This window comes from Pedobacter sp. R-06 (assembly GCF_049913135.1).
GTDB lineage: Bacteria > Bacteroidota > Bacteroidia > Sphingobacteriales > Sphingobacteriaceae > Pedobacter.
The window spans coordinates 6,406,732-6,421,950 of record NZ_CP183977.1; the positions used below are offsets into that span (position 1 = coordinate 6,406,732).

Annotated in this window: 13 protein-coding genes; 10 read left to right on the forward strand and 3 right to left on the reverse strand. The window is 38.5% G+C overall.

The window, feature by feature from the left end; translation table 11 throughout:
- Positions 1-101 precede the first annotated feature (101 nt).
- Genes ACN9MR_RS26240 through ACN9MR_RS26255 form a run of 4 tightly spaced genes read left to right on the forward strand, consistent with a single transcriptional unit; the run spans position 102 to position 2,985 of the window.
- Positions 102-1,262 carry an esterase-like activity of phytase family protein gene (locus ACN9MR_RS26240; RefSeq protein ID WP_426327381.1) on the forward strand — a complete coding sequence of 387 codons (1,161 nt, stop codon included), beginning with the start codon at positions 102-104 and terminating at the stop codon, positions 1,260-1,262.
- Positions 1,263-1,286: 24 nt separating this feature from the next.
- Complete coding sequence (locus tag ACN9MR_RS26245) at positions 1,287-1,952, forward strand: HAD family hydrolase (protein WP_426327382.1); 666 nt, start codon at positions 1,287-1,289, stop codon at positions 1,950-1,952.
- Positions 1,953-1,996: 44 nt separating this feature from the next.
- Positions 1,997-2,605, forward strand: a complete 609-nt coding sequence (locus ACN9MR_RS26250) for a DUF2306 domain-containing protein (RefSeq protein WP_426327383.1) — start codon at positions 1,997-1,999, stop codon at positions 2,603-2,605.
- A 26-nt stretch (positions 2,606-2,631) separates the two neighbouring features.
- Positions 2,632-2,985, forward strand: coding sequence for a bleomycin resistance protein (locus ACN9MR_RS26255; RefSeq protein ID WP_426327384.1), 354 nt, complete (start codon positions 2,632-2,634; stop codon positions 2,983-2,985).
- Between the two features lie 102 nt (positions 2,986-3,087).
- Here ACN9MR_RS26255 and ACN9MR_RS26260 read toward each other — a convergent pair whose 3' ends face one another.
- On the reverse strand, positions 3,088-3,720 hold the full coding sequence (locus tag ACN9MR_RS26260) for a response regulator (RefSeq protein WP_426327385.1): 633 nt from the start codon (positions 3,718-3,720) through the stop codon (positions 3,088-3,090).
- Positions 3,713-5,728 carry an ATP-binding protein gene (locus ACN9MR_RS26265; protein ID WP_426327386.1) on the reverse strand — a complete coding sequence of 672 codons (2,016 nt, stop codon included), beginning with the start codon at positions 5,726-5,728 and terminating at the stop codon, positions 3,713-3,715. The genes ACN9MR_RS26260 and ACN9MR_RS26265 overlap by 8 nt, the downstream gene beginning before the upstream one ends.
- A gap of 146 nt (positions 5,729-5,874) precedes the next feature.
- Here ACN9MR_RS26265 and ACN9MR_RS26270 point away from each other — a divergent pair, with 146 nt between their 5' ends.
- The 6 genes from ACN9MR_RS26270 to ACN9MR_RS26295 all read left to right on the forward strand — a co-directional run bounded on the left by ACN9MR_RS26270 (position 5,875) and on the right by ACN9MR_RS26295 (position 13,229).
- Positions 5,875-6,273 carry a hypothetical protein gene (locus ACN9MR_RS26270; RefSeq protein ID WP_426327387.1) on the forward strand — a complete coding sequence of 133 codons (399 nt, stop codon included), beginning with the start codon at positions 5,875-5,877 and terminating at the stop codon, positions 6,271-6,273.
- 311 nt (positions 6,274-6,584) lie between these two features.
- A complete protein-coding gene (lpdA, locus tag ACN9MR_RS26275) occupies positions 6,585-7,991 on the forward strand; it encodes a dihydrolipoyl dehydrogenase (protein WP_426327388.1) in 1,407 nt (468 codons plus the stop codon).
- A 320-nt stretch (positions 7,992-8,311) separates the two neighbouring features.
- Positions 8,312-9,898: a choice-of-anchor I family protein gene (locus tag ACN9MR_RS26280; protein ID WP_426327389.1), complete on the forward strand. Its 1,587-nt coding sequence runs from the start codon at positions 8,312-8,314 to the stop codon at positions 9,896-9,898.
- A gap of 531 nt (positions 9,899-10,429) precedes the next feature.
- Positions 10,430-11,263, forward strand: a complete 834-nt coding sequence (gene thiD, locus ACN9MR_RS26285; RefSeq protein ID WP_426327390.1) for a bifunctional hydroxymethylpyrimidine kinase/phosphomethylpyrimidine kinase — start codon at positions 10,430-10,432, stop codon at positions 11,261-11,263.
- The gene (locus tag ACN9MR_RS26290) at positions 11,260-11,913 is read left to right on the forward strand and encodes a TenA family protein (RefSeq protein ID WP_426327391.1); all 654 of its coding nucleotides are present in this window, start codon (positions 11,260-11,262) and stop codon (positions 11,911-11,913) included. The genes thiD and ACN9MR_RS26290 overlap by 4 nt, the downstream gene beginning before the upstream one ends.
- A 110-nt stretch (positions 11,914-12,023) precedes the next feature.
- Positions 12,024-13,229, forward strand: coding sequence for an MFS transporter (locus ACN9MR_RS26295; protein ID WP_426327392.1), 1,206 nt, complete (start codon positions 12,024-12,026; stop codon positions 13,227-13,229).
- A gap of 911 nt (positions 13,230-14,140) precedes the next feature.
- Here ACN9MR_RS26295 and ACN9MR_RS26300 read toward each other — a convergent pair.
- A complete protein-coding gene (locus tag ACN9MR_RS26300) occupies positions 14,141-14,944 on the reverse strand; it encodes a hypothetical protein (protein ID WP_426327393.1) in 804 nt (267 codons plus the stop codon).
- Positions 14,945-15,219: the final 275 nt, after the last annotated feature.

Genomic DNA, 15,219 nt, shown 5'->3' on the forward strand with positions numbered 1-15,219 from the left:
CTGATACCACTGGAAAAGTAGCTTTATTAATGCTCTCAATCTCATAATGATAGACTGTTTGCAGCAAAAAATCCATATTTTTACGGCCTAAACATTTCGATTTGAAACCCGTATCGCAGCTATTCTTTGTTTATTCAATTCTTGTTATTGTCCTTTCATCTTGTTCCGCAACTAAGTATGCTGCGGTTAGGCAAAATGAAGCCAGTATTTCGTCAGTAAAGTTTCTGGATGAATACATTATGCCCTTAAATCCAATTTTCCAAAATACGGTTGTTGGTGGTTTGTCGGGGATTGATTACGATGTAAAGCAAAACCAGTATTACATGATCAGTGATGATCCATCACAACGTAGTCCGGCGAGGATTTATACCACAAAGATTGATATCAAAGAAAACAAGATAGATACCGTTCGGGTAACTGGTGTTACTTATATCTTACAGGAAAACGGAAAACCATACCCTAAATACGGTACTGATAAAAGTGTAAAACCTGATGGCGAATCGGTTCGTTATAACCCCTTAACCCAACAATTACTTTGGAGCAGTGAGGGTGAAAGGTTGTTTAAGGACGGGGATACTACGATAGTTCAGCCCAGCTTAACCTTTATTTCTACAGATGGGAAGTTCATCGATACCATTCCAATGCCTAAGGGCTTCCATTTTACAAAAACCGAAAGCGGGCCACGCAAAAATGCTTTGTTTGAGGGTTTAACTTATGCCGATCAGTACAAAACGTTGTATGCCAGTTTAGAAGAACCGCTTTATCAGGATGGACCTCAGGCTGCTTTTGAATATGATAAAGCCTTAACGCGGATTTTAAAGTTTGATGTAACTACTAAAAAGAATATTGCCCAATATGCTTATAATCTTGGTGCAATGCCGGTTAAACCTACTGTTGAGAATGATTGGAACGTAAATGGAATCTCGGAAATATTAGCCATTAACAATCATACGCTATTGGTAATGGAAAGGGCCTGGGCAAAAGGGCACGATGATCATACCTTTGTGAAACTCTATCTGGTTGATTTACGTGGTGCTGAAAATGAAATCGATAATAGCTCCTTTGTGCAAAACCCTCCAAAACCATTAACCAAAAAATTACTTTTCGATTTTGATTCCTTAAACCAGCATATCGATAATCTTGAAGGTGTAACCTTTGGACCAAAATTGCCAAATGGGCACCAATCGTTGATTTTTTGTGTAGATAATAATTTCGGTAAATCTCAGGTGCAACAATTTTTCTTATTTGAGATTATTCCATAAGAATCATCCTGTTAAAAAATTATAATGAGTAAAATAAAAGCATTACTGTTTGATTTAGATGGTACATTAATTGATTCTGAGAAGTTTCATTTCGATTGTTGGAATAAGTTTTTGTGTGAATACGAAGTTACGTTGGACTTTAAGGATTGGTTAACAAATTATGCTGGAATCCCTTTGCCTAAGAATGCAAAAACGATAATAGACAGGTATGAAATTGAAGAAGACTTAGAAGGTTTTATCAATAGGAGAGAAAAGATAACTTTTGATGGCTTTAGAACGACCGATATTCAGTTGATGCCCTTTGCATTAGAATTTATCAAGTTTGCTTACGAAAAAGGGCTCACCCTGGCTGTGGTTACCGCTAGTCCTAAAATTGATGTTGAAGCCGTTTTTGAGCGTAACGGTCTGGCTAAGTATTTCAGTTTGTTTATTACCCGAACAGATGTAAGTAAGTCAAAGCCTGATCCCGAGAGTTACAATCTTTGTGTAGCGCGATTGGGTGTTGAAAAAGATGAATGCCTTGTTTTTGAAGATACTTTAAATGGGGTTAAATCTGCGTTGGCTGCGGGCATTACCTGTTACGCCATTCAGAGTAATGTACGGGCGCATCAAAAACTAAAAATAGCTGACGAATTGTTCCTCAGCTTTGCGAATGCCAAAGAATTTATGTTGCAAAAGGAATTGATTTAGTTCTTGAAAATTAACTAGCTTAGTATAAAGTAATAGAATTTTGTATGGTAAAAAAAGGATTATGGATCTTATTTGCAACCTTTTCACTGCTGATTGGGCTCTACCCAATTATTTACTTTTTGGTCGATAGAAAATTTGGATTGTTAAATTCAAAGTCGATTGAGTTGTTAACAGATACTTTCTGGAGCATTGGTTTTTATGTGCATATCATTTTCGGAGGAATCGCTTTATTTATCGGTTGGACACAATTTAGTCCGAAAATGAGAAATAGGCGTATGGCACTTCACCGAAAACTGGGTAAAGTTTATGTAATTGCGGTTCTGCTTAGCGCATTAGCGGGTATTTACATCGGCTTTTTTGCAACAGGTGGGTTAATTTCTTCAGCAGGGTTTATATGTTTAGGCATCATTTGGTTTTATACCACCTTAAAGGCTTATTTATACATTAAACAAGGTGAAATTGAGCAACATCAAAAAATGATGGTTTATAGTTATGCAGCTTGTTTTGCTGCTGTAACATTGAGGATTTGGCTGCCAATTTTGACAATGGTTTATGGCGATTTTTTAAAGGCCTACCTGGTTGTTGCCTGGTTATGCTGGATTCCGAATTTGATTGTTGCCTATGTAATAACCCGAAGAACCATTAGTCAATAAAATGCGATTTTTGAAATAAAAAAAATATGCTTACAGATATCAACCCAAAACTTCCCATGCGTGATAAAGCAATCACCAGAGATTTTTACGTGAATAAATTAGGCTTTAAAGATATTGGAAGTGCAGATTTTAAAGATTACCTGATGGTACAAAAGGATCAGGTTCAGATTCACTTTTTTCTGTTTGAAACACTTGATCCGAAAGAAAATTACGGCCAGGTTTATATCCGTACAAGCGATATTGATGGGTTATATAAATCTATGCTCGAAACTAAAAGCATTCATCCCAATGGAAGCTTACAGACAAAACCATGGGGGCAGAAAGAATTTGCAATGCTTGATCCGGATAACAATCTACTTACCTTCGGTCAAGGGATTTAAAAGGGGTTCATTAGTTCATTGGTCAATAGTTTATAGACCGTTGCTAAGCGTTGATTGTTTAATAGCGTAATTTACTCCAAACCCCAAACGCCCAGCTCCAAACTAAATTAGCAACTGTTCTGTAGCGATATTGATCAATTCGATAGAATTTTTAACATCTAATTTTTGCATCATATTACGACGATGCGTTTCTACTGTTGGCGGACTTAGAAAAAGCTCATCCGCTATGCCGGCGGTCGTTTTTCCCTGTGCAATTAATTGGAGGATCTGTTTTTCGCGTTTGGTGAACTTTGGCCGTCCTTTTAAGTCATTTACAGAAGGTTTGGCAATAATTTCTATAACTTCTCTGCTAAAGGCCAGTTCTCCTCTAAGCGCAGTTTCAATTCCGTTTTTTAGTTCCTCTACCGAAGCATTTTTTAAAATGTAACCACTCGCCCCATTTTGTAAAATCTGCATAATGATACTTCTTTCAGTATGGTTGCTAATGGCAATAACGACCGTTTTTGGCGATAACTTTTTAACCTGTGCGCATAATTCAATACCATTACCATCAGGTAACATAATATCGAGCAGTATAATATCGATTGCGTTGTTGTTTAAAAAGGAAATTAATGCGTTGCCTGACTGGAAACTGCCTACTACATGCATATTTTCGAGGTTGTTGATTAAGGAAACGATTCCTTGTATAACAATCGGATGGTCATCAACAACGGCTAATTTAATGATGTTACTCATAACTTATTGGGATTTCGATATTTATAGTTGTACCATTGCCAGGGTGCGAATCGATTTCGAAAGTGCCTTTGAGATAGGCTATTCTATTTTTAATGTTTTCTATTCCTAATCCTTTTTTATAGGTTGAGGTATCAAAGCCAATTCCATCATCCTCAACCGTGATATAAAAACGTTTTTTATTTTCGCTGCACTGTAAAACTACTTCAGAAGCCTGAGCATGTTTTAGTGTGTTGGTTAGTATTTCCTGTACAACCCTGTAAATGATTATCTGTTCTTCAAGTGCAATATGTTTAGAGATATTTAGTGCTTGAAAATCGATATGCATATGCTTGCTCATCGCCGATTCTGCCAGGTCTTTTAATGCCGTTTCCAATCCGAATTTTAATAACGTCTGTGGCATCATATTCCGGGCGATATACCTTAATTCGGTAACTGAATTATCCAGCTGATTAACGATCCTTTGTAGCTCTACATCATGCAATTGCATTTCCCGGTGTTTTGCCCAGTTGGATAAATTAATTTTTAAACCCGATAACATTCCACCCAAGCCATCATGTAAATCGCGTGCTACCCTGTTCCTTTCTTTTTCTTCAGCATTGAGCATGGCCTTGCTAATTTCCAATTGCTGTTTTTGTTCTAACTCGGCCACTTTTTGTTTATAATTTATTGTTCTTTGCTCTGCAAGCTTTTTATAGCCTCTAAAGTAAAAGTATAAAAGGATAACGCTGATTAAAAGGAAAAAAGATGCTGCGATTAATAGAAAATTTGTTTTTTTATTGTTCTTAATAATTAATGCATTTTGTTTCTTTTCTGTATTTAAACTGGCTATCTTTTTCTGGTTCTCTGCATTTTTATATTTAATTTCTAATGCATTAATATCTTCTTTTAGTTTACTTTCATTCAGGCTGTCGCTTAATGCTTTGCTCTTTTTTATCCAATTATAAGCCTCTTTAATGTCACCATTAGCATAGTTTACTTCTGCAAGTGCTTCGGTCATTTTGAGCTTATTCGTTGCTAATGTATTTATCTCTGGCTGATCGATAATTTGAAGCAATGTTTTTTTAGCCATGACGAAATTTTTCTGTTTAAAAAGAATTCTGTATTTCTCAAATATTACTTCCTGCAAAGAATAATTGTCGCTCAGCTTTTCGGCCAGTTTAATGGCCTTGTCTGCATCTAACAGGGCAAGGGAATATTGTTTGGTGTTAATAAAATAGCGCGTAGTGCTTTTGTAATAGTCGAGCCAAAATATGGCCATCGGGTAGCCTGTAACAACATGGTCTGATTTATCCAAAATTGTTTTGGCAAGGTCGAGGTGCTTCTTGGTGAGTTGATGGTTTTTTAAATGGTAATAGTTTCCTGCTGTGGTTAGATATGCATTAACCAGCAGATAATATTTATTAGGAGATGTATCTTTTAATGCATTTAAGCCTTGTTGCAGGTACGGTGTTGCTTTTTCGTATTGGCCAAGGTTCGTAAATACCGTTCCGATCGAGAGGTATTCGGTGCCTAAAAACTCTTTGTCTCCAGCTTTTTTAGAAAGTGGTAAAACACGGTTGATCAATATATCAAGCGTTGCTTTAAGATCGTCTTTATGCTGTTGAATTAAGGCGTAGTTATGCCATACCATCGACCTTAACCGATAAACGCCCTTTGTATTAAACTTGCTCAATAACGAATCGGCATGGATGAGTAGTTTTTCAGCCTTTGCATAATTCCGGTCTTGGTAGATCAAAGCTTCGTACCAATATGATCTGGCCACAAGTAAAGGATACTTTGTGCTCCAGGTTCTGGCCTTGTTCAAATACAATACTGCTTTGGTACTATCATGATCTACCCAGAAATCAGTTAGTTTAAAACCTGCCTCCGCTTTAAGACTATCGCGCGAGCTTCCATTTAAGATGCGGTTTAGACTGTCAGTATATTGCTGGTCGGCTGGTTGCAGCTGGGCTAGGCTATTCAGTGAATAGAAAATCAGCAATGCCAGAAAGATAATATAATTTCTCATTAAACTAAAAATGCACGCTTTATTTCTCAACCAGAAATTAAACACAGAATATACCTGAAATCAGGTAGAAAAAAATGGTACTATCTGGTTATTGTAAAGCAAAATGCTCATTTGTTAATTTGTAGTTCTATTTTTTAAATCTAATTATGAAAAACATCAAAATTAAAACATTTGTACTTTCTTTTTTTGCCTTAGTGTTGTTTACAGGTTTAATGTCGTGTAAAAAAGATGAGGATGAGTCGCCGTCAAAATCTTCACACAAGGTGGTTTTTAAACTCGAAGCATCGGCAGGTAGCAACATTAGCACTGTAGTTTACGGCTACGATTCGCAGATTACCACCGCAACGAGCCTTAGTGGAACCACCTGGACAAGTCAGGAAATTACGGTACCAGCAGGAACCATTTCTATAAACATTGCCGCAAATGCCACTGGTGCCAACGCAAATTCTACGCTAAAAGCACAGATTTATGTAGATGGAGAATTGAAAAGAGAAGGCACATCTAGCGGTGCAATCTTAAGTGCTTCAGCATCGTTAGGGTTATAGTTGGTTCATTAGTTCACTGGTCATTAGTTTATTCATAATGGTCTTTGAGGTTCATTAGTCCATTAGGTTTGTTTGGGTTAAATCAAAACATTTTATAGTCTTAAAGTAAAATGTTTTATACGCTCATCACCTATGGACTTTTGAACTTTTTAAAGAATATCCTATTAAGCCTCAATATTGAACCATCAGCCGGCGCCATCAGCCAATAACTTATAAACCAATGACTAATAAAGCGATTTCTATTCCCTAATCGACTTTCAGCTTTCCGCCTTTTTTCCCTACATTTGGCTAATCAAAATTCTCAAGAAATTATGCAATACGATGTCGTTGTTATCGGTTCAGGGCCGGGCGGTTATGTAGGCGCAATCCGTTGTGCTCAGTTAGGTTTAAAAACTGCAGTTGTTGAAAAATATAAAACTTTTGGAGGTACTTGCTTAAATGTAGGTTGTATTCCATCTAAGGCTTTATTAGATTCTTCAGAGCATTTTCACAACGCTGCTCACACTTTCACTACCCATGGTATCAACTTAAAAGATTTAAAGGTTGATATGAAACAAATGATCGCCCGTAAAGACGATGTTGTTGCCCAAAATACAGCTGGTATCACTTATTTGTTCAAAAAAAATAAAATCGATTCTTTCGAAGGGGTTGGCTCTTTTGTAGATAAAAACACCATTCTGGTAACTAAAGCTGATGGTTCTACAGAAACCTTATCTGCTAAAAACGTAATTATTGCTACAGGTTCTAAACCAACAGCTTTACCATTTTTGCCGATTGATAAAAAACGAATTATTACTTCAACCGAGGCTTTAAATATTAAAGAGGTGCCAAAAACGATGGTGGTAATCGGTGGTGGTGTAATTGGTTTAGAGTTAGGTTCGGTATACGCCCGCTTAGGTACAAAAGTATCTGTTGTTGAGTTTTTACCATCAATCATTAGTACAATGGATGCTGGTTTGGGTAAAGAACTTCAACGTGTGTTAAAGAAAACTTTAGGCATGGAGTTTTACATGGGCCACAAAGTTACCGGCGCTACCACTAAAGGTAAAACTGTAACCGTTACTGCTGATACCCCTAAGGGCGAATCAATTTCTTTAGAAGCTGATTATTGTATCGTTGCTGTTGGACGTACGGCTTATAGCGAAGGTTTAGGTTTAGATAAAATCGGTATCACGGTTGAAGAAAGAGGTAAAAAAATTCCGGTTAACGAGCATTTAGAAACTTCGGTTAAAGGTGTTTATGCTATCGGTGATGTAATTACTGGTGCGATGTTGGCACATAAAGCAGAAGATGAAGGTACCTATGTTGCCGAAACGATTGCTGGTCAGAAACCACATATCAATTATAACTTAATTCCTGGTGTGGTTTATACCTGGCCAGAGGTTGCTTCTGTGGGTTTAACAGAAGAGCAGTTAAAAGAAAAAGGTATTAAATATAAAGCAGGTTCATTCCCTTTCAAAGCCAGCGGACGCGCAAAGGCGAGTATGGATACCGATGGTTTCATTAAAGTTTTGGCTGATGCTGCTACCGATGAAGTTTTAGGTGTACATATGATAGGTCCACGTGCAGCGGATATGATTGCCGAAGCAGTTATTGCCATGGAATTCCGCGCATCTGCAGAAGATATTGCACGTACCTGCCATGCACACCCAACTTATACCGAAGCACTAAAAGAAGCAGCACTTGCTGCAACTGATAACAGAGCGATACATATTTAATTATTAAACAGTCATCATACTGAACTTGATTCAGTATTTGCTTTTTGAATAAGATGCTGAAGCAAGTTCAGCAAGACGCGTAGAGAAAATCCCGGTATTTGTGCCGGGATTTTTTGTTTTAGCGCGTCTACCGTCATTCGAGCGGAGTGCAGCGAAGTCGAGAACCAGAAGGTTCAACGGAGCTAAATCTGTCTAGATAGATCTCTCCATTTCGCTGCGTTCCAGTCGGAGATGACGACGGGTTTTGCTTTACTCTTTCTCCTTTACTCTTTATATTTTCTTAATAAAATGATAACAAACAACGCCTAAAAAGTAGCGTTATGCGCGGCTATTTTTGCGGTTCAGATATTAAAAAAACCATGAACTGTAAAAAACTATTTGGAGCAATCCTTATTGCTTCATTGGCATTTACTGCCTGCAAAAAAGATCCAACTGATGATCCGATTGTAGATCCTCCGGTCGAAGCTATCGTTCCTGAAAAAATCGACAGCTTTAAAGAAACGGCTTCCATTGATTTGGGCGGAGAATTTGCTTCAGAAATTTCAGCTTATGATCCCTTGACCAAGCAATTATTTGTGGTGAGTAACGATGGCGGAACCAAGGTTGATGTAGTTGATATGAGTAAATATCCAACCGTTACAAAATTGAAAACCTTATTATACCCAAATAACGCTGGTATTAATAGCGTGGCGGTGAGTAATGGTTTATTGGCAATTGCTTTAGATGGTGCAGATAAGCAGGGAAATGGTGATGTAGTGGTATTAAAAACATCTACTTTGGAAGAAGTTAAAAAAATTACCGTAGGTGCCATGCCCGATATGGTAACTTTCAGCCCTGATGGAAACTATATTTTATCGGCTAACGAAGGTGAACCAAATCTTGCTTATACCATTGATCCTAAAGGAACCATTTCGATCATTAACATCAAAGACAACTATTCGGTGAAAACTTTAGATTTCGCCGCTTTTGAATCGCAAAAAACAACTTTGCTTGCAGGTGGTTTCAGGATTTATGGTTTAAATGCAAGTTTTACACAAGATATCGAACCAGAATATATTGCAGTAAGCGCTGATTCTAAAAAAGCATACGTTACCCTACAGGAGAACAATGGTGTTGCCGAGGTAGATATTGTTGCAGGAACGATTACAAAAATTAATCCTTTAGGCACAAGAGATATCAGTCTGGCCGACAATGCCTTTGACGTAAGCGATAAAGACAATAAAAAAGTTTTAGGTGCATGGCCAATCAAAGCTTTTTATCTGCCAGATGCAATATCGTATTTTACTGCTGGTGGTACTGCCTATCTGGCCTTGGCCAATGAAGGCGATACCAGACAAGATTACACACCAAAAGATGCAAAGGAAGAAGTACGTGTAAAGGATCTTGTTTTAGACCCGGTTAAATTTCCTAACGCAGCAACGCTACAGTTAGATGCTAATTTAGGAAGACTTACGGTAACAAATACCGCTGGTTATACCATGGTTGGTACCAATAAAGTATATCAGGAATTGTACTCAACAGGTGGGAGATCTGTTAGTATTATTAATGCAAATACTGGAGCTTTGGCAGCCAACATTGGTAAAGATTTAGAACAGCATGTAATCGATGCAGGTAAATATGATGATGACCGGTCTGACAATAAAGGTGTAGAAGTAGAAAGTGTAACCGTTGCGCAGGTGAATGGACAAACCTTAGCTTTTATTGGTATGGAACGTGCAGATATGATTGCTGTTTATGATGTAACTACACCCGCTTCGCCAAAATTTGTTCAACTATTCTCAACAGGCGATGCCCCCGAAGGCTTGTTATTTGTTAAACCAAAAGATAGCCCCAATGGAAGAAGTTTATTAATTGTTTCAAACGAGGCAGATGGTACCGTTCGGTTCTATCAGCCCGATAAAATATAGTCTTTCTATCCCTTTATTAATTATTATGTTTTAGCCCCGGTTTTATACCGGGGTTTTTGTTTTTTCTCTTGTCGTCATTTCGACTGAAGGCCGCCGGTTTAAGCATCCGTTTTTATTCGCTTATGGTATGCTTGCTTGTTTCACAGGTTTCATCGGTGGCGAAATGGAAAAATCTACGAAAGGCGATACATCAATCTTCTTTAGAAGATCTCTCTAGTCTGCTGCGCTACAATCGGGATGACGATTAACGCATGAATGTATACTTTTATTTTCTCAAGATTAAGCCCTATATTGCAACAAAATAAAACTTTAGGGGTGCCTTCAAATATTTGGCTGAGAATATACCCATTTTATAGGTGAAAGGTAAAAGGTAAAAGGCGGAAGGTGAGAAACCATATGCCCAAACCTTACACCCTATACCGTATAAATGAACCTGATCCGGATAATGCCGGCGTAGGAAATTAGTTTGTCTGCAAAAATTGCGTAAAAATGCATACTGCATTTGAAGACTCCTGAAGTTGTACCAACAAAATGAAGTCTTTAGCAATGAATTATATTAATGTATTAACAATAGCCGGCTCAGATAGTGGAGGCGGTGCGGGCATCCAGGCCGATTTAAAAACCTTTTCTGCCTTGGGCTGTTTTGGTACCTCGGTAATCACAGCTATAACGGCACAAAATACAATGGGGGTGCGTTCAGTGCATGGCATTCCGGCAGAAATGATTAAAGATCAGTTACAGGCGGTATTGGAAGATATAGCGCCAGTGGCCATTAAAATCGGAATGATCAATCGTGCTGAAGTGGTGCAGGTAATCGAAAAGGAATTAAAAACCTATAATCAAGATGTCCCTGTTATTTTAGATCCTGTTATGGTAGCTACCAGTGGCGATCGTTTAATCGAACCTGATACCATAACCCAGTTGGTTGGAAAACTATTTCCCTTGGTAACATTGGTTACCCCAAATATAGACGAGGCCATTATCCTTTCTGGGCAGGGGGTTCATAACCTTGATGATATGATTGCTGCGGGTAGAAAAATTATTAAGAAGGGTGCAAAAGCCGTTTTAATAAAAGGAGGACATTTAATAGGTCCAATCATTTACGATGTTTTTATTTCTGGAAACGATGCACCTGTTATCTTGGAAAGTGCCTTTGTTGCTTCTAAAAATCTACATGGAACAGGTTGTACGCTCTCATCCGCTATAGCCGCTGAAATGGCAAAGGGGAGCACTTTACTTATCGCAATTAAAAATGCCAAAAACTATATCAGTCAGGCCCTACTAGCCGGTAGTCAAGTGAAAACAGGCGAGGGTAATGGGCCATTAAACCACTTTTTCGAACCTTTAAAATTAATTATCCAATGAAATGGAGTGAACAGGCATGGGAAAGGGTACAGCCCATTTATACCAAGATTTTAGCAATGCCTTTTAATACCGAATTAAGTAATGGCACCTTGCCTATAGAAAAGTTTATCTTTTATTTGGCACAAGATGCCTACTACCTTTTGGAGTTTGGCAGAACCTTAAGCGCCATTAGTAGCCGTATGCAAGATGCAGATTTGGTGATGGCCTTTGCGGGGTTTTCTACAGGTGCAATTTTTGCCGAGCGTAGTTTGCATGAAAGTTATTTTGCAGGATTTGGTCTGGCTAACGAAGTGCAGCCCACACCATCTACACTTTTGTATACCAATTATATCCTTAGTCAGGCTGCGTATGCCAATGTAGAAATAGCAATAGCAGCTGTTTTACCATGTTTTTGGATTTATAAGGCAGTGGGCGATCATATTTTTGCACAGCAAAATGGCGACCTGAATCCTTACAAAAGGTGGATCGATATGTATGCAGGCCTGGAATTTGCTGCTGCAGTAGAAAAAGCGATTGATATTACCGATCAAATGGCAGCGCAGGCTAATGCAGTAACTCAACAAAAAATGCTAGCAGTTTTTGAAATGGCAACCCGTTTAGAATGGATGTTTTGGGATAGTGCATATAAACTGGAAAAATGGAAAATCTAAGATTTTAACCTCATAAGCTCTAAATATTTTGATAAAATGTTAAAAACTTGTCGGTATTTCCAATAGATTTAAAGAACTTTGTAGTTCAATCTATAATTTAAAACATCATTTTGGAAGAAAGCACGCAAGGACAGGAAATTTTAAGTAAACAAGAAGATAAACCTGTATTAGCGCAAAGCTCTCCGAAACAAGTACGATTTGCCATATCTGCCTTTTACTTTATGCAAGGGGTGTGCTTTGCAAGCTGGGCCAGTAGGATTCCAACTTTTAAAGCTTCGATGGGCTTAAATGATGCAGAGTTAGGCTCCATTCTTTTTGCTTTACCTGCAGGACAGATTATCACGATGTTTTTTTCGGCAAAACTGACCACTCATTTCGGTAGTAAAAAAATGCTTGTAGCAACTGCACCGCTTTATGCAATTGCATTAACTTTTTTAGCATTGGCTACCACTGGCTGGCAGTTGGCTGCTTTTTTGGTTTTATTTGGTATCACGGGTAATCTTTGTAACATCGCCTTAAATACACAGGGCGTTGCCGGCGAAAACTATTACGGCAAGCCCATTATGAGTTCTTTTCATGGAGCCTGGAGTATTGGTAATTTAACCGGTGCATTAATAGCGCTCGGTTTGGTTAACCTAAAGTTAGGCATGTATACCCATTTTTGGATTATTGCACTGATATCCTTAAGCAATGTTGCGCTTAACTGGAAAAAGCTGCTGAGTTATAATAAACCTAATACAGTGGTGGAGAAAACGAAGTTTTTTACCATGCCACAGGGTATTTTAGTGTTATTGGGCGTTATCGCATTTTGTAGTATGGCCACCGAAGGAACAATGTTCGATTGGAGTGCTATTTATTTTGAAGATGTTGTGAAATTGCCTCATAATAAGGCGATTATCGGCTACGCATCGTTCATGTTTATGATGGCAAGCGGAAGGTTTTTAGGGGTGTTTTTAATCGGTAAGTTCGGCCGGAAAAACCTCCTTCAGATCAGCGGTACCATTATATCGATAGGTATGGCGCTTGCCGTAATATTTCCAAACCTCATTGTCGCTATTTTTGGTTTTATGCTTATTGGCCTGGGTGTTTCGAGTATTGTACCAATGGTATACAGCATAGCTGGTAACAATAAAAAAGTGCCAGCTGGTAAAGCAATAACCATGGTTTCGAGTATCGGTTATTTCGCATTTTTGTTTGGCCCGCCATTAATAGGCTATGTATCGCAACTATCAAGCCTGCGTTATTCTTTCGGGATCATCTCTGTTTTTGGTTTGCTGATTACTTTCCTGATCACAAAAATAAAAGGGATAAACTAAATATTAGGGGAGCTAACTTAACTGTTAAAAATATATTTATCATTTGGAGCGCAGCGCCTGTACAATAGCAGATGGTTCCTTCCCGTTTTACGCTTTTACACTTCGCTGCCTCGTACCTCGTTGCTGCAGGGTAACGCCACAACCGTGGCTAGGTGGCCACAGTAGTATTTCATTTTTAGGTTCATGGTGCACAGCAACTTAGTTCATAAACCCGACAGCAGCGGCAGCCCCCCGATTTAAGCACTGTTTTTTGCTTTTTATGGTGTGCTTGCTTGTTTCACAGGTTTCATCGGGACTATAGCGAATGGCGGGACTGCAAACCGCCAAGAGCCACAATCCACTCTTTTCCTTATAAAAAAACTATCGATTTCAATTGAAGCGCAAAGCTTGTACTAAACAAGAAGTTTCCTCCCATTTTACGCTTTTACGCTTCGCTTCCTCGTGCCTCGTTGCTGCAGGGTAACGCTGCAACCGGGGCTAGTTGGCTATAGCAGTATTTCATTTTACGGGTTGCAGGGTGTACAAACCCTTGTTTCTAAACCCGACTGGAGCGAACACGAAGTGCAACGGAGTAAAGCGAATGGCGGGACTGCAAACCGCCAAGAACCACAATCCATTCTTTTCCTTATAAAAAACTATCGATTTCAATTGAAGCGCAAAGCTTGTACTAAACAAGAAGTTTCCTCTCGTTTTACGCTTTTACGCTTCGCTGCCTCGTACCTCGTTGTTGCAGGGTAACGCTGCAACCGGGGCTAGTTGGCTATAGCAGTATTTCATTTTACGGGTTGCAGGGTGCAAAAAACCTTGGTTGAATATCAATATGCATTTGGCCATTGTCTTGTAGCTACTACTTGGTTAGCATTTTCTGGTTATAAGACCCTGAAATAAATTCAGGGTGACGCTTGTATATTCTATTCCTTCTTCACCAATCCATGTTCTTTTAGGACGGCGATAGCCAGTTCGATTAACCTTAAATTTTCGTCCTGATGCCCATGCTGTACCTCAACATTAATATAAGGAATATTATTTTGCATGGCATAAACCGATAAAGAGCCATCATTAGAAACAAATTTAGATTGAAGAATTACATTCACATTGGCCCTTTTTAAGCTGCTGAACAACCTTGGCTCGGTTACGTAAACAAGATCGTCGCCATCCATCTGGAAGTTGATGTAAACGGAATCAGCGGTGCTCGCTAAATCATAACCTGGTAAATAAGAAGAAATACCAAAACCACCATCGGCATTGTTATGCAGGGTTAAAAAATAGCCCGTGGCTTTTGGATCGTAAAAATCGACAATTTGTTTGCCCGCATTAAGGATTGTTTTTTCGACTTCGTTAGAGCTAAAAAGATCTTTTTTTAACCTTGTATTTACACCTACTTCGGTATAAATGGCATTAGGGTCTATACGATATTGATCATCCATATAAGTGAAATAATAATCTCTTACACCGCCATATTGACTGTCGATGAGTTCGCCACCGCTCCAACGGATATAATCAAAGCCTGCTTTTACACCAGTATCTTCATTATCATGTACAACTAAAAATTTAATGCCATTAGGTTTGTAACTATACTTTACCAGCGTGATATCTAAGTTGTAAACCTTAACGAAGCTCGAATCAGTGGTCATCGCCGGAAAAACAGGAGGGTGTTGAGCTTTTACTAAGAGGGTAGTGCAGATCAGAAATAGGCTAAAAATGATTTTGAACATAATCCCTAATATACAATTTGCTGCATAATTTGTTTGAAGACAATATTGTATAATTATCTGGGCATCAAAAGTTATCAGTATCGGCTGGTGAAAAATGAAATGGTTCGTGGAGACACGAATCATGGCGGCGTAGTAATATGCGAAAGGAGGGCTTGTAAAGTAAATATAGAATTGTCATCCTGAGCCTGTCGAAGGACCTTTTAATTACTCGTAAAGCGTTTCGACAAGCTCAACGTGACAAATTTTAATAGAATCAAAGTTTTTAAGATACAGTC